This window comes from Lentzea sp. NPDC036949, assembly GCF_055608075.1.
Genome location: NZ_JBVJRA010000006.1, coordinates 396593 through 414005 on the forward strand (window position 1 = coordinate 396593; position 17413 = coordinate 414005).

Annotated in this window: 14 protein-coding genes and 1 pseudogene; 6 read left to right on the top strand and 9 right to left on the bottom strand. The window is 74.2% G+C overall.

The genetic code is table 11. The features are described 5' to 3' along the window. Window positions 1–11: 11 nt before the first annotated feature. Window positions 12–631 (top strand): annotated as a pseudogene (locus ACZ7CD_RS19750) (IS5 family transposase); the annotation flags it as partial. 160 nt (window positions 632–791) lie between these two features. Continuing rightward, entirely contained in the window at window positions 792–920 is a 129-nt protein-coding gene (locus ACZ7CD_RS19755; RefSeq protein ID WP_470379428.1) for a hypothetical protein, read from the top strand. Here ACZ7CD_RS19755 and ACZ7CD_RS19760 read toward each other — a convergent pair. The 3 genes from ACZ7CD_RS19760 to ACZ7CD_RS19770 all read right to left on the bottom strand — a co-directional run bounded on the left by ACZ7CD_RS19760 (window position 907) and on the right by ACZ7CD_RS19770 (window position 4506). Continuing rightward, a complete protein-coding gene (locus ACZ7CD_RS19760) occupies window positions 907–1287 on the bottom strand; it encodes a hypothetical protein (RefSeq protein ID WP_458431619.1) in 381 nt (126 codons plus the stop codon). The genes ACZ7CD_RS19755 and ACZ7CD_RS19760 overlap by 14 nt on opposite strands. Window positions 1288–1847: 560 nt before the next feature. Then, window positions 1848–3047, bottom strand: coding sequence for a DegT/DnrJ/EryC1/StrS family aminotransferase (locus ACZ7CD_RS19765; RefSeq protein WP_470372326.1), 1200 nt, complete (start codon window positions 3045–3047; stop codon window positions 1848–1850). After that, window positions 3028–4506 carry a hypothetical protein gene (locus ACZ7CD_RS19770; RefSeq protein ID WP_470379429.1) on the bottom strand — a complete coding sequence of 493 codons (1479 nt, stop codon included), beginning with the start codon at window positions 4504–4506 and terminating at the stop codon, window positions 3028–3030. Before ACZ7CD_RS19770 ends, ACZ7CD_RS19765 begins: the two co-directional genes overlap by 20 nt. A gap of 333 nt (window positions 4507–4839) precedes the next feature. On the opposite strand from ACZ7CD_RS19770, the gene ACZ7CD_RS19775 reads away from it, so the two are divergent. Both ACZ7CD_RS19775 and ACZ7CD_RS19780 read left to right on the top strand, forming a co-directional pair. Next, window positions 4840–5799 (top strand): radical SAM protein, encoded by a 960-nt coding sequence (locus ACZ7CD_RS19775; protein WP_360393583.1) that lies wholly within the window; start codon window positions 4840–4842, stop codon window positions 5797–5799. Further along, entirely contained in the window at window positions 5799–6863 is a 1065-nt protein-coding gene (locus ACZ7CD_RS19780; RefSeq protein WP_470379430.1) for a Gfo/Idh/MocA family protein, read from the top strand. Before ACZ7CD_RS19775 ends, ACZ7CD_RS19780 begins: the two co-directional genes overlap by 1 nt. Window positions 6864–6970: 107 nt before the next feature. On the opposite strand, the gene ACZ7CD_RS19785 is transcribed toward ACZ7CD_RS19780, so the two are convergent. The 5 genes from ACZ7CD_RS19785 to ACZ7CD_RS19805 are packed head-to-tail and all read right to left on the bottom strand — an operon-like array spanning window position 6971 to window position 12265. Then, the gene (locus ACZ7CD_RS19785) at window positions 6971–8278 is read right to left on the bottom strand and encodes a UDP-glucose dehydrogenase family protein (protein ID WP_360393577.1); all 1308 of its coding nucleotides are present in this window, start codon (window positions 8276–8278) and stop codon (window positions 6971–6973) included. Beyond that, complete coding sequence (locus tag ACZ7CD_RS19790) at window positions 8271–9485, bottom strand: hydroxymethylcytosylglucuronate/cytosylglucuronate synthase (RefSeq protein ID WP_360393574.1); 1215 nt, start codon at window positions 9483–9485, stop codon at window positions 8271–8273. Before ACZ7CD_RS19790 ends, ACZ7CD_RS19785 begins: the two co-directional genes overlap by 8 nt. Continuing rightward, a complete protein-coding gene (locus ACZ7CD_RS19795; protein WP_360393571.1) occupies window positions 9482–10030 on the bottom strand; it encodes a nucleoside 2-deoxyribosyltransferase in 549 nt (182 codons plus the stop codon). Before ACZ7CD_RS19795 ends, ACZ7CD_RS19790 begins: the two co-directional genes overlap by 4 nt. A 31-nt stretch (window positions 10031–10061) precedes the next feature. Continuing rightward, window positions 10062–11009, bottom strand: coding sequence for a phosphotransferase (locus tag ACZ7CD_RS19800; RefSeq protein WP_458431614.1), 948 nt, complete (start codon window positions 11007–11009; stop codon window positions 10062–10064). 11 nt (window positions 11010–11020) lie between these two features. Then, entirely contained in the window at window positions 11021–12265 is a 1245-nt protein-coding gene (locus tag ACZ7CD_RS19805) for a DegT/DnrJ/EryC1/StrS family aminotransferase (protein WP_360393565.1), read from the bottom strand. A 156-nt stretch (window positions 12266–12421) separates the two neighbouring features. On the opposite strand from ACZ7CD_RS19805, the gene ACZ7CD_RS19810 reads away from it, so the two are divergent. Further along, window positions 12422–14050: an ABC transporter transmembrane domain-containing protein gene (locus tag ACZ7CD_RS19810; protein WP_470379431.1), complete on the top strand. Its 1629-nt coding sequence runs from the start codon at window positions 12422–12424 to the stop codon at window positions 14048–14050. Then, on the top strand, window positions 14047–15795 hold the full coding sequence (locus ACZ7CD_RS19815) for an ABC transporter ATP-binding protein (RefSeq protein ID WP_470379432.1): 1749 nt from the start codon (window positions 14047–14049) through the stop codon (window positions 15793–15795). The genes ACZ7CD_RS19810 and ACZ7CD_RS19815 overlap by 4 nt, the downstream gene beginning before the upstream one ends. Before the next feature lie 432 nt (window positions 15796–16227). Here ACZ7CD_RS19815 and ACZ7CD_RS19820 read toward each other — a convergent pair whose 3' ends face one another. Next, the gene (locus ACZ7CD_RS19820) at window positions 16228–17238 is read right to left on the bottom strand and encodes a streptomycin biosynthesis protein (protein WP_470379433.1); all 1011 of its coding nucleotides are present in this window, start codon (window positions 17236–17238) and stop codon (window positions 16228–16230) included. Between the last annotated feature and the right edge of the window lie 175 nt (window positions 17239–17413).

Consider the following 17413-nt stretch of genomic DNA (forward strand, 5'->3'; position numbering starts at 1 on the left):
GTCAGGCCGCCTGGCGGCGGCTGCGGGACTGGCACCAGACGGGGGTCTGGCAGCGGCTGCACGAGAACCTGCTCGCCGAGCTCAACGCCGCGCACGCGCTGGACTGGTCGCGGGCGGTGATCGACGGCTCGCACGTCCGCGCCCTCAAAGGCGGCCCAAAACCGGGGCGAGCCCGGTCAACCGCGCCGGAACGGGCTCGAAGCACCGCCTGATCACCGAAGGACACGGCATTCCGCTGGCCGTGTCACTCACCCGGCGGCAACCGCAACGACGTCACCCAGCTGATGCCGCTGATCGACCAGATCCCGCCGGTGCGCGGCAAACGCGGCCGGCCACGGTTCCGACCCAACACGCTGTACGCAGACCGCGGCTACGACCACGACAAGTACCGCACCCTGTTCCGCGACAAGGGCATCACACCGGTAATCGCCCGCCGCGGCAGCGAACACGGCTCCGGACTGGGCGTGCACCGCTGGGTCGTCGAGCAGACTTCGCGCTGCTGCACTGGTTCCGCCGCCTGCGGACCCGCTGGGAGATCCGCGACGACATCCACGAAGTCTTCCTCAGCCTGGCCTGCGGCCTCATCTGCTGGCGCCGCCTCCGCAACCTCCCATCGAGCCAGGAGTTCTGAGTCCAGCAGCGCCGTTACCGGGACTACGCAGGTGCAGCACCAATGGGTGCTCGTTTTGCTTGCGGACGCTTGCTCATTTCCCCAGCGGACCCCGGACGCGAGCCAGCGCCACCGATGGTCCCGCGCTTCCGGGCCGCGGAAAGCGCGGGACCATGAGGCCGTGCTGGTCGGGCTGCCCGCGATGACCACCGACACCGCCGAGCTTCAGCCCACTCGCAGTCTCCGCGCCGATCCGCTCGCGGCGCGGTGGATGGAGCTGCGAGACCTGACCGAGATCAGGTGGTGCTGACGGCGGTGCTGCTGCATCCCCTGCCGGGCACGCATACCTGCAGCGTGCCGGACAAGCCCTCGGGCAGGTCCAGGTTCTTCTGCCCGCACGGAGAACCCGCGCCACTGTCGGAAACCGAGTAGGTCCGTCCCTGCACGGTCAGGGTGGCGTTGACGTCGAGACCGTCCTCCCGGGTGTCACAGGCCCGCAGGACCTCCCCGTAGCTGTCGAAGTCCGCTCGCCCCAGAGAGCCGTAGGTGACCTGGTAAAGCGTCTGCACCCCGACCGGGGAAGCGGTGGCCGTCGTGGCCGCTACGAGCCCGGCCACCACCGCCATCACGGTCGTGGCGGCAATTCTGCCCCAATGCGGCATGTTCGTGATCTCCACTCTGTGGTCGGCGGACGCTTTCGTGCCCGCCACTCCATCAAGCCGCTTCCACCCCATCGTGTGAACCCTTCAGCGCCAGAACAACCCGATCGAGTATTGTTTGACTCCAACCCGTTTGGTGGATGCTTCTCCGAGTTGCTGGGCGAACGCGGTCAGCGCGGCGTCTGGAGACCTGTCCCGTGGCTGCTCGTTGACGTCATGGCGGCCGGGCAGGCTTCGGTCTGGGTGCCGACGAGCGCGCGGCGCGCGTTGTGACCAGCCGTTCTCGGCGGTCTGCTCGCTGGATATGCCGTCCGCCTCCGCCGAGGGCCTGCCGACCCGCCTGCACGTGACCCGCGTGGCAGAGCCGAACGACAAGTTCGCCGGGCGACCGCGCGGTGCGGACGAGATCGAGTTGACCGCTGATGCCACCGCGCTCGCCGACCTGCTCGCGGCGACCCGAACCACCGCGTCCGGCTCCGCGCCGGCCTCTGCCCCGCCGCGCTGCCCGCACCCTGGTCCGCCGCGCCGGTCTGTCGATCAGCTGTCGGTGTGGGCGGCGCGGGCGGCCGGGTGGCGGCTCACGGGCGGACGCGCCCCGAGGACACCAGCTCGTCGAGCACCTCGCCCAGCCGCGTCATCCAGGCCCGCGGGCCGAGGAACATCTTGTGCGAGATGACGAACCCGGTGACGTCCGCCGCCCGTTCCGCCTCCGGGCAGCCGTCGTTGCGGTGGTCGATCGGGTTGTCGAGGAACAGCGGGCGCCGGTACACCGGGTCGAGGTGGCCCTCGTGCGCCGACACCCCCTCCGCCGACAGCGCCTCGACGAGCTTGTCGCGCGACACCTGCTCCGGGTCCACCCGGAAGGGCACCGCGAACAGGCTCCACCTGGTCGTCGCCGCGAGCGGGGTCACCTGCTCGACCCCGTCCACGACAGCCGCGCGCAGTGCCTCCGCGTTGGCCGCCCGGTGCTCGACCTGCTCGTCGAGGCGGGGCAACCGGGCGCTGAGCACCGCGGCCTGGAACGGCGTGAGCCTGCCGTTGGTGGAGACCTCGTGCTTGTCCTGCTTGGGGGCTCCGCGCATCCAGAAGCCGTTGTGGTGGGCGAAGACCCGTCCGGCGACGGCCGGGTCGCGGGTGGCGACCGCGCCGCCCTCGCCCGCGGTGAGCTGCTTCTCCTGGTGGAAGGAGAAGGTGCCCGCGTCGCCGAACGTGCCGACCTGGCGGCCGCGCCAGGTCGAGCCCAGCGCCTGCGCGCAGTCCTCGACCAGGAACAGCGAGCGCCGCGCGCACAGCTCGCCGATCGCGTCCAGGTCGACCGGGATGCCCGCGAGGTGCACGACGAGCACCCCCACCGTGCGGCTGGTGACCCGCTCGGCCACCGACGCGGGAGAGATCGTGAAGGTCGCCGGGTCAATGTCGGCGAACACCGGGACCGCGCCCAGGCGCACCACGGGTGAGACCGAGGCGAAGAACGTCGACGCGGGCACGATCACCTCGTCGCCGGGACCGACGCCGAGTGCGGCGAGCGCGAACTCGATGGCGACCGTGCCGTTCGCCGTGGCGGTGACCTGCTCGGCCCCCAGGTAGCCGCCGAGCGCGGCCTCGAACCGGCCGACCTCGCCGCCGGCCCAGTCGCTGTCGCGGCTGCGCGACCACACGCCGGAGTCGAGGACCCGGCGCAGGCCGTCGAGCTCGTCGGGGTGCGTGCCCGGCCACAGGGCCTTGGCCTCGTTCGCGTCGAAGGCGGGGGTTCCGCCGTCAAGCGCTGGGGTGCGCATGGGTCTCCTCCTGGGGGCGGTGCGGGATGCGGCCGGTGGGACGGGCTGACTCGCCGATGCGCGGTGGCCTGCCCCGGTGCCTGGCGCGGAACCCGGCCAGCGCGCCGGCGAGGGCGTCCAGGCGCAGCAGGCGCACCCGGTCGCCGTCGACCCGCCAGTCCGAGGGGCGCAGGCCCAGCGCCAGGCACACCCAGCGCCACTGCTCGTCGGCGGCGTCGCGGCGCTTGCGCACCTTGCGGGTGAAGGCGAGGTCGCCGGAGAGCACGTCCTCGAACAGCTCGGCGTTCTCACGGGTGAGCCTGGCCGAGGGGCGGGCCAGCTCCAGCAGGTCGTGCGGGTCCGGGGACTTGATGCGCGCGGTGACGTCGGCGGAGAAGAAGTTCGCGTAGCCGCCGGACCGGTTGTAGGGCTCCACGTCGGCGGCCACCCGCAGCAGCCACCGCCGGGGCGAGCCCTCCGCCCTGGTGCGCAGCGCGCCGACAGTGCCCACCTCGGGGCGGAACACCGGCCCGTCCCAGCGGCCGCGCACGCAGCTGAGCCGCTCACCGAGGTCGACGTCCTCGCCGAGGCGGCGGTCGGGGGTGTAGCCGCCCATCGCCGCGAACGCCTCCGCGGTGATCGCGGTGTTCCAGCCGCTGGTCACCACCCGGTTCCAGGTGAAGTCGTAGTCGGGGTTGCGGTGCGGGTGCAGCGACTCGCGCATGAAGTAGGCCTCGGTGAAGTTCCACGAGCGGCGCAGCAGCACGAGCAGGTCGTTCTCGCACATGATCCACGGGCAGCGGTCCTGCTGGCCGCGCACGCCGTCCAGCGCCGGGTCGGCGTCGAGCGCGGCGACCTGGATGGCCAGCTGCCGGGGATCGAGCCACACCGTGTCGGCGTCCTCCAGCGCGAAGTACAGCGGCGCGCGCTGCCGGCCGCGCAGCGCCCTGACCGCGGTGATGTCCGCGCACAGCCGCCTGCACAGCGTCAGCGGGTACGGCTCGTCCGCGTCGAGCACCACGTCGACGAGGTGGAAGGCCGCGCCGACCGCGCCCGCCTCGGCGCGGAACCGCTCGAACACCGCGGCGGAGTCGTCCGGGTCCTCGCCCGCGAGCCGGTTGGTCAGCACCAGCACGTCGAAGCTGCCCGGCGGCAGCGGCGAGCCGTCGATGTCGCGCTGGTCGGCGTAGACGTCGAGGAAGCGGCGCAGGTACTCGGCCTCGAACCGGGCGGGCACCTGCACGCTGATCCGGCAGCGCGGGTCCAGCGGGGGCAGCTGGTCGGCCAGGGCCAGCACCCTGGCGCGGTGCGCCTGCGGCAGACCGTCGAGGTAGCGCCGCAGCTGCTCGCGCTCGCGTTCGACGTCGCGCCGGGGCGGGGCCAGGTCCTGGCCCATCAGACCCGCCGGTGTGCGCACGTAGGGTGCGCTGCCCGCGAGGGGGCCGAGGTTGTCCAGGTGGTCGGTCAGCGAGAGACCCATCAGCACCAGCCTTGTCGGTCGCGGCGGTCGGGCGATCGGACGCTAACAAGCGGCCGTGGCCGGGGCAAAGGCGCGCGTGTGGTGCTGAACAGTCCTTATGGAGCAACGGATGCCGGGTGCGGCACGCGATCTCACTCAGCGCGTCTGGCCAGTGTGGACGCAGGTCACGTCCTCACCCGTGCGCGCCCGGCGCCGCGCCTCGCCGACCACCGCGCGTGGCCGGCAATCATGTTGAACACCAACGGTGTGCACGGTGGCGGTCTTGGCCGCGTGCACCCGGCCCGCCTACCTTGCGGCCTTGAACCGCCCACCCCGCAAGGAGGTACCCCGACCATGGTGTCGCCCACGAGGCCGCAGACCGGCCTTGACCTGGTGTACTTCGGGTTGTTCGACAACTGCAACGCGCGCTGCAACATGTGCGACTGCTGGCTGTTGCCGCGCAGCACCCTCGGCGTCGAGCACTACCGCGAGGTCCTGGACAAGGTCCTGGAGCTGGCCCCGAAGTCGTTGCGCTTCACCGGCGGCGAGCCGCTGCTGCTGCACGGCCTGTCCGAGCTGGTGCGCCGCGCCACCGACGCGGGCACCAGGGTGTCGGTGATCTCCAACGGCCGCGTCCTGGCGTCCAAGGTCGCCGAGCTCGCCGGGGCCGGGTGTCAGGAGGTGGTGCTCAGCATCGACGCCGTCGGTGCGCGCCACGACACGATCCGCGACACGCCACAGTTGTTCGACCGGTGCGTGTCCGCCATGCGCCGCATGCACGAGGTCGGTCTGCCCTTCGGCGTCAACTCCGTGTTGCAGCGCATCGGCATCGACGACCTGGAGGAACTGGGCGACGTGCTGCTGTCGCAGCCGAGGCTGCCCGACTGGTGGCACCTGATCCCCATCCGCGGCGCGGCGGAGCAGCTGCCGACGCCGGAGCAGGTGCGGCGGGCCACCGCGGTGATCGGGCGGTTGCGCGTCCGGTGCGCCGACGCCGGCGTGCAGCTCATCGCCCGCGAGGAGGGCTTCGCCGAGGACGACTCGCCGCACCCGTGCAGCGTGCCCACCTTCACCGCCTACGTCCGCGCCGACACCGGTGACGTGTTCGGCTGCAACATGCTCGTCTACGCCGACGCGCCGATCGGCAACCTGCTCACCTGGCGCCCGCGCGACGCGTGGAACAGCCTCAACGCCCTGTCCCTGCGGGCGCGCTGCGCGTCGGGGACCAACAGCGCCTGCGGGCGCTGCGACGTCAGCTCCCGCGTGATGAACCACTTCCTGCGCGAGCGCGCCACTGCCGTGGAGGTTTCCTGATGAGCGCACCGGTCGGCCTCGGCATCGTCGGGGCGGGCATGATCAGCCGCTCCTACGTCAAACACCTCGCCAAGCAGCCCTCGGTCCGGCTGGCCGCCGTGGCCGACGCCGACCCGGCGCGGGCCAGGGAGCTGGCGCGTGAGGTCCCCGGGCTGCGCGCGGTGCCCGTCGAGGAGCTGCACCACGACCCGGAGGTCGCGGTCGTCCTCGTGCTGACCCCGCCCGCCCACCACGCCGATGTCGCCCTCGCCGCCATCGCCGCGGGAAAGCACGTCTACACCGAGAAACCCCTTGGCGTTGACCGTGTCGAGGCCGCCGCTCTGCTCGACGCCGCCGCCGCGGGCGGGGTTCGCGTGGGCAGCGCGCCGGACACCTTCCTGTCCCCTGCCTTCCAGCTCGCCAAGCGACTCGTCGACGAGGGCCGCATCGGCACGCCGGTGGGGGTCACCGCGCTGACCCTGAGCCCGGGGCCGGAGTGGTGGCACCCGGACCCGGCCTTCTTCTACCGGTCCGGCAGCGGTCCCCTGTTCGACATGGGCCCCTACCAGCTCAGCGCCCTGGTCTGCCTGCTGGGCCCGATCGCCGCCGTCTCCGCCGCCGCCGCGACGACCTGGCCCACCCGCACCGTGACCAGCGACCCGCTGGCCGGGTCCGTGGTCGAGGTCGAGACGCTGACCCACCTCTCCGCCGTGCTGGAGTTCGCGGGCGGAGCCGTCGGCACCCTCACGACCTCTTTCGACACCGCCGCCGATGTGTCCAGTTTGGACGTCCACGGCACCGAGGCGACGTTGCGCTGCCCCGACCCCAGCTCGTACGACGGACCCGTGCTGCTGCAACGGCGCGGCTCTCAGGAGTGGACGGAGGTCGAGCTGCCCGAGCCCGCCGGACCGCCGGTGCGGCGGGGAGCGGGCGTGGTCGACCTGGTGCGGGCGCTGCGGGAGGGCGGGGAGCACCGGGCCAGCGGGGAGCTGGCGCTGCACGTGGTCGACGTGCTCGACGCCGTGCTGACGTCGGCGGGAGAGGGGCGGCGGGTGCGGCCGGAGGGGCTGCGGACGCCGGTGTGACGCGCCGGCAGGCCCATCACGACCTGGGCAGCCGAGTGGCGGTCCCGCCCGCAGACGGGACCGCCACTTGTCCAGCCCACACCACCACCGGTCACCGGGCCGCGGACTCAGACCCCGATTCCCCGCCGGTCGAGACCGCAGCGGCGCAGCTGCTCCGGGTCGAGCTGGTTGCGGGTGTCGACGACCACGGTCCCGGCCATCAGGCCGGCCACGCGGTTCCAGTCCAGCGCCCGGTACTGCGGCCAGTCGGTGAGGAGCGCCACCGCTGCCGCGCCCTTGACGGCGAGGTCGACGTCGTCGACCAGGGTGATGCCCGGCAGTGGCGCGGTTCCGGGGGCGATGGCCGGGTCGTGGGCGACGACGGTCAGGCCGTGGGCCGACAGACGGGCGGCGACGGCCAGTGCGGGGGACTCGCGCAGGTCGTTGGTGCCCGCTTTGAAGGCCAGGCCCAGCACCGCCACCCGGTCACCGCCCGCTTCCCCGGCCGCGGTGCGGACCTTGTCCGCGATGCGGTCCTGGGTGGCGGAGTTGAGGTCCGCCGCGGCCCGGACCAGGGTCAGGTCCACGCCGCGGCGGTCGGCCAGGTGGAGCAGGGCCCTGGTGTCCTTGGGCAGGCAGGAACCGCCCCACCCCGGACCGGGGCGCAGGTGGCCGGGGCCGATGCGCGGGTCGTGGCCCATCCCCTCCGCCACCGACCCGATGTCGCCGCCCACCCGCTCGCACAGTTCGGCGATGCTGTTGACGTAGGACAGCTTCAGGGCCAGGAAGCAGTTCGCGGCGTACTTGACCAGTTCGGCGCTGACCGGGTCGGTCACCACGACCGGGGCTGCCACCCCGGCGTAGACGCCGGCCAGCGTGGTGGTCCCGGCCGGGTCGTCGCACCCGATGACGAGCCGGTCGGGGTGCAGGAAGTCGGTGACGGCGGAGCCCTCCCGCAGGAACTCCGGGTTGCTGGCGACCGCGACGCCCGCTGTGCGCAGGCGGTCGCGCACGGCGTGCGTCGTCCCCACCGGAACTGTCGACTTGAGCACGAGGACGTCGCCTGCGACCAGTGCTCCGGCCACCTCGTCCACAGCGGACTCCACCGCCGTCAGGTCGGCCCGGCCGTCGGCGTCCGAAGGCGTGGGAACGCAGAGGAACACCGCCCGCGCGCCGGGAGCGCAGCCGCGCACGGCGGCCCCGGCCCCCAGCTCGAAGCGCAGCGACCCGTCGGCCAGGCCGGCCGCCACCAGCTCCGGCAGACCCGGCTCCAGGATGTCCACCCGGCCGGCGCGCAACCGGTCGACCTTGGCGGCGTCGACGTCCGCGCAGACCACGCGGTGGCCGAGCGAGGCCAGGCACGCCGCGGTGGTCAGCCCGACGTACCCGGCCCCGATGACGACGACCGCGGTCGCCCGCGCGCCCCGCTCAGCCACGCGCTTGCGCGTCGACCGCGCGGTGCCGGTGCTCGCGCCCGCCGGTCGCCAGCACGATCTCGGCCACCTGCGCGGCCCCGGACGTGCCCAGCCTGGCCGCCAGCGCGCCCCAGTCGGTCCCGCCCGCGGCCACCGCCCGCAGCGCGTCGGCCAGCGCGGTGCGCAGCGCGGGGCGCACGGCTGCGGGCCGGGCGCGGGAGATGCCGCCGTAGACGACCTCCAGCGCCGCCTCCTCACCGCCCGCGCTGGCCGCGACGGCCTCCTCGTCGGTGAACACCCCCGCGGGCCAGCGCACGCCGAAGCGGTCGCCGACCGCGGCCCGGTGGAACCGGGCGTTGAAGACCTGGCTCAGGTTCTGCGGCGGCAGCGCCACCACCGGAACGCCCCGGCTGCTGGCCTCCAGCAGCGTGGTCAGCCCCGGCGAGGTCACCAGCACGTCGCAGCCGCCGTCGAGGCGGGCCAGGAAGTCCGCGCGGGCCAACGGCCCCGCCGACACCCGCAGCCGCTCCGGGGCCGAGCGGACGAGTTCCGCGGCCAGTTCGGCCGGCACGTTGCCGGCCACGTGCGCCTCCTCGAACCCGGTGTCGCGCAGCGCGGTGAGCACCGCGGGCACCACCAGGCGCGGGTAGGCGGCCCAGTCGGCGGCGTGCGGCGACCGCAGGCCGCCCAGGTTCACCAGCGCCCGGCCGCCCGCGCCGCGCCACCGCCCGGCGGGGACGCCCGGCCCGCCGGCCGCCGCGTGCTCGACGACGGGGTCGACCCAGTGCAGCCGCTGGACGTGCCCCAGCACCTCCTCGCTGCCGGCGGGCAGCTCGAGGCAGCGCTGCGCGCAGTAGGCGGCCACGGCCACCGGGAACCCCGGCAGGTCGCCCCTGGTCCACAGGAACGGCAGGCTGTCGACGTAGGTCGTGGGCACACCGGCCGCGGTGCAGGCGTTGGCGATGGCGGGGTCGAGCACGACGAGCGCCGCGTCCACCTCCTCCTCGGCCAGCACCTCGGCCACCGCACCCGGCGTGGACACCTCGTGCACGGCGTCGATCCCGTGCCCGGCCAGCAGCGGGCGGCCCAGGCCGGAGCCGAGCAGCACCACCCGCCTCGGCCGGGGGTCTCCGGCGCGCAGCGCCGCCAGCACCGCGCTGAGCTTGCCCGCGCTGCCCCAGCCGAACTCCGCGGCCGCCACCGCCAGGGTGGGCGCGAGGGCGGTCATCCGACCAGCTCCGGCGTCGCGGTCCGCACGTAGCCGAGCGAGGTGTCCAGCGCGGTGCCCCGCCACGCCACCGGCGGCGAGCACTCCCTGGCCAGCTCCACCGTCGCCGCGGTGATCGCGTCGTGGGCCGAGGGGTCGAGGCCGTCGCGCACCACGAGCTCGCGCACCGGGGTCGTGGTGGACAGGCCCTGCACCATCTGGCTGTGCTCGACGCCCTCGTCGAGCACCAGCAGCACCGGCTTGTGCATGGCCGAGGCCCAGCCCAGTTCGAGGCAGACCCCGCCGGAGGCGGGCGTGCCCAGGTAGGCGCAGACCACGTCGGCGGTCTGCATGGCCCGGAAGTCGTTGGGCACGCACACCTCCGGCGGCAGCCAGCCCTGGCCCCAGCCCTCGTTGTGGTGGGCGTTGAACACCGGCAGGCCCAGGTCGAGGAAGGCCGTGCGCAGGCCTTCCAGCCGCTTGCGGGCCACCGGGTCCACGGTGCCGTCCGGCGCGAGCCACTGCGCGAACGGGGCGGCGAGGAACACGCGGAAGTCGTCGGTCATGTCGTCCTCCTGGGGACGGACGGCGCGCGGGTCAGTCCGTGGCGAACCCGCGCAGCCAGTCGTGTTGGCTGGTGAGCGCGTGGTAGGTCTGCAGCGAGCGGCACTCGGCGATCTCGAAGGCGTCCGGCCGCTTGCGGTGGTTGCGCTGGATGTACTCGGCGGCGTCCGCGGCGTTGAACACCCGCACCGCCAGCGGCAGCGCCGCCCGTTCCCGGTCCGACAGCGGGCGGACCCGCTCGTAGTCGGCCAGCAGGGAGCGCATGGCCGCGGTGTCGAAGCGGTCCTCGTCGTCGGTGGCCCAGGTGGTGAGCAGGGCGGCGACGTCGAGCACCACCGGGCCGGGGTAGGCCTCGTCGAAGTCGATCAGCCCGAGCACCCGGCCGCCCGCGTCGACGAGCACGTTCTCGTGGTAGTAGTCGTGGTGCACCGCGCCGTGCGGCAGGCCCGCGCCGAGCAGGTCGTCCACTTCGGACAGCAATGTGCGCAGCTCGCCCGCCAGCTCGCTCGCCCCTGCCTTCGTCGCCAGCGGGCCGCCGGCGTCCAGCTCGGCCAGCAGGTTCTGGATGCGGCCCCGGTCCGAGCGCGACCGGCGCGCTCCCGCGGGCAGGTCGGCCGTCGCCAGGTGCAGGCTCGCGGCCAGCTCGGCCACCGTGCGGCGGCTGGCGGGGGCGTCCTCGTCAATCGGCGAGCCGGGCACCAGCTCGAACAGCACGGCGTGCGTGCCCTCGTGCTCGACCCGCCGCGCGCCGTCCGCGGTGCGCAGCACGCGCGGGGTCGGGAAACCGCGCTCGACCAGGTGGTCGATGAGGTCGAGCTCGACGTCGACCTCATCGGCCGGGGTCACCCGGTAACAGCGGAGCACGAATTCCGAGTTCACCGATGCGGTGAAGTTGTCGGCTCCCTGGTTGAGCGGTTCCACGGGCTTTCCGGCGAGCCCGTAGTGGTCGAGGACGGCGTCGAGGAAATTGTTCGTGATCACGTTTCCCGACCCTACCGCGAACCCGCCGCGGTCAATTGCGGGCCCTTGTCGTCGTAGCGGCCACCTTGGGCGGCGAACGCGAAGGCGGCGTCCTCGTTGGCCTGCACCCACTCCCACACCTTGAGCACGGCGCGGGCGCTGACCACGCCGTCGTCCGGCGTCATCAGCGGCCCCGACTCCAGGTCGACCGCGCGGCCGAGGTCGAGGTCGGCGACGGGGAACTCGCCCGCCCCGCCGACCCGCCCGCGCAACCACTCGATCGTGTGCAACGCGGCGTGCGGGGGCTTGGCGGAGACGTTCTCCCACTCCACCGCGCGCACGAACCAGTCGCGCAGCGGCAGGTACCGCGGCGGCAGCAGCACCACCTTGCGGAAGTACGAGTGGAACGCGACGTCCGGCGGCCGCTGCACTTCGAGGCCGCTGCCCGCGAGCTCGTCGTCGTAGGCGTCGGACACCGCGCGCCTGGCGGCCACCTCGGCGTCGAGCGCCTCCACGCCCTGGATGCCCAGCACCGCGCTCATCTCGGGCAGGTTGTAGGAGAAGCCCATCACCTTGTGGGTGAACCAGCCGTTGTCCTTGCCCTTGTTGGCGACTCGCCGCACGCGCAGTGCGAGCTCGTCGTCGTCGGTGACGACCATGCCGCCCTCGCCGGTGTTGATGTGCTTGCGGGGCGCGGCGAAGGAGAAGCAGCCGAGGGAGCCGAAGGTGCCCATGAGCGTGTCGCCCCACCGGGCGCCGTGGCTCTGGCAGGCGTCCTCGACCACGACGAGCCCGTGCCGCTGCGCGAAGGCGGTCAGCGCGGGCGCGTCGCCCGGGTAGCCGTACATGTGCACCGGCAGCACGGCCCTGGTGCGCGCGGTGACCTGGGCCGCCGCGGCGTCGAGGTCGATGGCCAGCGACCCCGGCAGGCAGTCGACCAGCACCGGGACCGCGCCGAGCTGCAGCACCGCGGTGGCGGCGGTGAAGAAGCAGCTGGTGGGCACCAGCACCTCGTCGCCGGGGCCGATGCCCGCCGCGGTCACCGCCGTGTGCAGCGCCGAGGTCCCCGAGCTGACCGCGATCGCGTGCCGGACGCCGAAGTGCTCGGCGAAGCGCCGCTCGAACTCGGTGCACCACCGGCCGCCGTAGAAGTCGCTGAGCGCCCCGTCCGCGAGCAGCTCGGCGACCCGCTGCCTGGTCGCCCCGGTCGGCTCGAACCGCGCGGTGATCTTCGCCGGACGCTGCGGCTCACCACCGAGAATTGCCAATGCACCCATGCGCTGGAACCTCTTCCGAAGAATGAGAATCGCACCGGCGGAGAATTCCGGTGCACATTCATGTCGAGTGCTTGTCCGCTGGGATTGATTTGAGTTTGAAGTAGGCTCTCGCAGGCTGTCAAGGCACCGCAGGCGAAGGGTCCAGGTGACGCGAATATGAATTCGGAAATCCATCGGAAGAACTTGACACCGCCTTTCCCGGGCACTAGCGGGGCGCGCTGGCTGGCCGGGGTGCTGCGCGCGCGGCCCGGCCTGGTCGCCGCGGCCGCCGGCACCTCGGCGTTGTGGGCGACACCGGGGGCCCTGCTGCCGTTGGTGGTCGGCGGCGGCGTGGGCGCGATCGACGCGCACGACACCGCGCGGGTGTGGTGGTGGGCCGCCGTCGCGGTTGCCCTCGGTGTGGCGCAGTCGGTCCTCAGCGCGGCGTCGGATCACTTGAACACCGGGCTGCGCCTGCACGGGGCAGAGCTGACCCAGCGGCTGGTGACCGCGCACCTGTCCAGGGTCGGCCCCGCCGTCCACAGCGCGACGACGGTCGGCGACGTCACCGCCGTCACTTCGTCCGATGTGGACTACATCGGCGCGGCGTGCAAGTCGGTCGGGCGCGCGTTCGGCACCACGGTCGGGTTCGCGGTGACCGCGGCCGCGCTGCTGGCCACGTCCGCCCCGCTGGGGCTGGCCGCGCTGCTCGGCGTGCCGCTCGCCGTCGTGTCGATCAAGCCGCTGTTCCGCCCGCTGCAACGGCGCAAGGCCGCTCAGCGCGGGCTGTTCGCCGCGGTGGGAACGCTCGGCGCGGACATCGCCTCCGGGCTGCGCGTGCTGCACGGCACCGGCGGTGAACGCCGCTTCCGCGCGCGGTTCGCCGCGGCCAGCGGCCGGGCCCGTGACGCCGGCGGCCCGGTCGGGCGCAGCGAGGGCGTGCTGTCGGCGGCCAACGTCGCCATCCCCGGCCTGGTCACCGTCGTCATCGTCTGGCTGGGCGCCAGGCTGGCCGTCGCGGGCGAGATCTCCGCGGGCGAGCTGGTGGCGTTCTACGGGGCATCGGCGTACCTGGTCATCCCGGTGACGACCGCGACCGAGGCCGTCGACGCGCTCTCCAGCGGCGTCGTCTCGGCCAACCGGGTGCTGGCCCTGCTGGCGATCGAGCCCGCGCTGGCCGACGCCGCCGCACCGGTGCCACTGCCACCCGGCCCACTGTCCCTCGTGGACACCGAGACCGGCCTGGTGCTCGCGGCCGGGGCGCTGACCGTCGTCGCGGGACCCGCTCCCGGCCTGGCCGACCGGCTCGCCCGCCTCGCCGACCCGGCCCCCGGGCAGGACGTGCTCGTCGGCGGCGTGCCGGTGCGCGAGGTGGCGTTGAGCCAGCTGCGCCGCAGGGTCGTGCTGGCCCGCCACGACGACCCCTGGTTCGCGGGCGTGCTGCGCGAGGAGCTGACCCCCGCGCACCCCGGGACGGTCGGACCGGCCGCGGCCGTGCGCGCGGCGGACGCCGACGACGTCGTCGACGCGCTCGACGGCGGGCTCGGGCACGCGGTCGGCGAGCGCGGCCGCGAGCTCTCCGGTGGCCAGCGCCAGCGCCTCGCGCTCGCCCGCGCGCTGGCAACCGACGCCGACGTCCTCGTCCTCGACGAGCCCACCTCCGCGGTGGACGCGCACACCGAGTCCAGGGTCGCGGCCGGGGTGGCCGGGCTGCGGCGCGGCCGCACCACCGTCGTGCTCAGCGAGAGCCCCCTGTGGGCCGGGGTCGCCGACCGGGTCGTCACCGCAGGGGCGGTGGCCCTGTGACCGGGCTGCCCACCGCGCCGCCGCGCGCGGTCCGCGACTGGGCCGTGGCCACCGCCCGCCGCCACGGCGGGCGCTTCGCCGTCGTCCTGCTCTGCTTCGGCCTGGCCACCCTGATCGGCCTGGCCCGGCCCAGGCTGCTCGGGGCCGTGGTCGACGGCGTCGGCTCCGGCGCCGGCCGGGGGCACGTCGACCTGCTGGCCTGCCTGCTGCTGCTCGCGGTGGTAGGCCAGGCCGCCGCCCGCGGCCTGGCCAAGGCCAGGTGCCGGGTCTTCAGCGAAACCGTCCTGGCCGACACCCGCGAACGCCTGGTCGACGACGCGCTCGCACTGCCGCTGGACGTGGTCGAGACCGCGGGCGCGGGCGACCTGCTCAGCCGCGCCACCAAAGACGTGTCCCGCGTGAACCAGGCGGTGCGCGTCGCCGTGCCCGAGGTGCTGATCGCGGTGACGACCGTGCTGCTGACCACGGCGGCGATGCTGCTGACCTCGCCACTGCTGAGCCTGTGCCTGCTGGTGGCGCTGCCGGTGCTGGTCGCCGGCAACCGCTGGTACCAGCGCAGGGTCCCGGACGCGATGATCACCGCGCTCGGCCGGTGGGGTCGGGTGCAATCGACCGTCCACGAGAGCGTCGACGGCTCCCGCGCCGTGGAGGCGCTGTCGCTGGGCGGGCGCCGCCGCGACCTGGCCGATGCCGCGCTGGCGGACGCGCTGGCCGCCGAGCGCGGCATCCGGCGGCTGCGGGTGCGGTGGCTGGCCACGCTCGACATCGGTTACCTGCTGCCGATCGCGGTCGCCCTGGTCCTCGGCGGCCTCGCGCACGAGCGCGGCTGGGCCAGCCTCGGCGAGGTCGCCGCCGTTCTGGCCTACCTGCTGGCGATGATCACCCCGCTCAACGAGGCCCTGTGGTGGCTGGAGGAGCTGCAGGTGGCCTCCGCGGCGCTGCGCCGGGTCCTGGGCGTGAGCCAGGTCCGCGGCACGGCCACCGTCCGCGACGGCTCCCCGCCCGAGGGCCGCGACCTGGTGCTCTGCGGCGTGCGCTTCGCCTACCCCGGCGGCAAGCAGGTGCTGCACGGCATCGACCTCGTCGTCCCGCCGGGGCAGCGGCTGGTCCTGGTCGGGCCCTCCGGCGCGGGCAAGTCGACGGTGGGCAGGCTCATCGCCGGCATCGCCGCGCCGACAGCGGGCCGGGTGCTGATCGGCGGGGCGGACGTCGCCGCCATGCCGGACGACGTCCGCCGCGGCGAGGTCCTGCTGCTGACCCAGGAGAACCACGTCTTCGCGGGCACGATCCGCGACAACCTGACCCTGCCCGCCCGCCGGGGCGGCGGCGAGTTCAGCACCGAGGAGATCACCGCGGCGCTGACCGCGGTCGGCGCGCTCGCCTGGGTCGAGTCCACACCGGACGGACTGGACACCGCGGTCGGCTCCGGCGGGGCTCCCGTCCCACCCGCCGTCGCCCAGCGGCTGGCCCTGGCCAGGGTGCTGCTGGCCGACCCGCACACCCTGGTCCTCGACGAGGCCACCTCGCTGCTGGACGCGGGCACGGCCAGGTCCCTCGAACGCTCGGTGGACCGGGTGCTGGCCGGCCGCACGGTGATCGCCATCGCGCACCGCCTGCACACCGCCGCAGCCGCCGACCGGGTCGCCGTGGTCGACCGCGGCCGCGTCGTGGAACTGGGCGCGCCGGCGGACCTCGCCGCCGCCGACGGCCCCTACGCCCGGCTGTTGCGGGCCGCGCAAGGCTGAGTGGGCGCCGGCGGCGCGGTGCGGCGCCGGCGGCACGGTGCGGCGCCGGCGGCGCGGTGCGGCGCTGGGCCGGGCTCGGTGGGCTGGCCGAATGGCTGGCTGGTGCTGAGCCCGGCCGCCCCGGCGCGGTGGTGCCGGGGTGACCGGGCTCAGCGGAGCCGGCCGCGCCCGCTTGGCGGGGCCGGTGCCCGGCCTGCTCCGCGAGACTTGACGCGGCGGACGGCCGGGGCGCGGCGGATGGCCGGGCGCGGCGGACAACTGCGCGCGCCCGGTTCCTGCCGCCGGTGCGGGGCGTTGGGTCGTCCCCGGTGCGCCTGGTCACGGCGTGGCGTGCCCGCACTGGCCGCCGTCGCGCTCGTCCGGGTGCCGTCGTCCGGTGTTGGCGGCCACCTGTGCGGTGCCAGGTGGCCCCCGCGGGAGCCTGCGCCGTTGTCAGGCTGGGCGTTTGCCGGTGTGGCGTCCGCCGGTGTGGCGCTGTTCGATGCGGGTCGCCAGGTCCGCCCACCGGCGGGCGCACTGCTGGGCGGCCTCGACGACCGCGTCGGCGCAGTGTTCGGGGAGCGAGTCGAGGATCGCGCTCCACCAGTCCGCGTCGGCGGAGGTGGCGGCCATCAGGCGGAGCATGTTGCGGCCGTTCTCGGTGTGCCGGACCGACGGGTCGTTCTTGAGGACGTCCAGGCCGCCGACCGGCCTCGGTGGCGGGCGGCGGGGCAGGGCCGGGGCGCGGTCGGGGGTCCTGGCCGGAACGACGTCGCGGCCGAGGCGCATGCGCTCGCGGACGTCCTTGACCGTGGCCACGGCGATGCCCGCTGTCCTGGCGATCTCGCGCAGGGACGCGCCGGGGTTGGCCGAGATCAGCTCCGCCGCCGCGATCCGGCCGGGAGCGGGGTCGACCGGCCTGCGCCTGCCGTCCTTGCCGACCCGGCTGGCCAACCGGGGAACCTCCTCGGTTGAACGGCGCAGCGCGGCCACGGTCTTGTTGTCCAGGCCGGTGGTCGCCGCGACCGCGCGGTCGGACCAGCCGGGGTGCGACACCAGCAGCCGCTGTGCCGCGGCGGTCCGGTCCGCCTGCGTCAGCGGCAGGCCGTGCGCGGCGTTCACCCCGACCGAGAGCGCGAACGCGTCGTCGGCCGAGCCGTCGAACCACCGCACCGCGATGGTCGCCGACCCGCGCAGCACCGCCGCACGCAGGCGGTGCATGCCGTCGACCACCCGCTTCGTCGAACGGTGCACGATGATGGGCGGGAATGTCGTCGCGGAATCAGCCAAACGGCGCACGTGCGCCATGTCCTCGCCACCACTGCGCGGCGAGTCGCCGGGAATGAGAGAAGCGGGCGGAACCATTTCCACTGTGTCGCCGACTCCCGGCAGGGCCGATGTCGACAACCGCGCGCCCGTCTCCTTGCCCGAGTCCGCTCCGCTGACCACGAATCGCCCTTCCACTGCTATAGTCCTGCATCCGCGCCAACACCACTGCGCGTTCGCTGCGCCCGCATCACCGTTCTGACCTGCGGTGATATGCCCACCAGCGTCGACCTCCGCTCATCCCATGTCTGTGTCCCCGCCAGCGAAGCAGCAATTCTTTCAGTCACCCGCGACCGCGCGGAACCTCCGATCG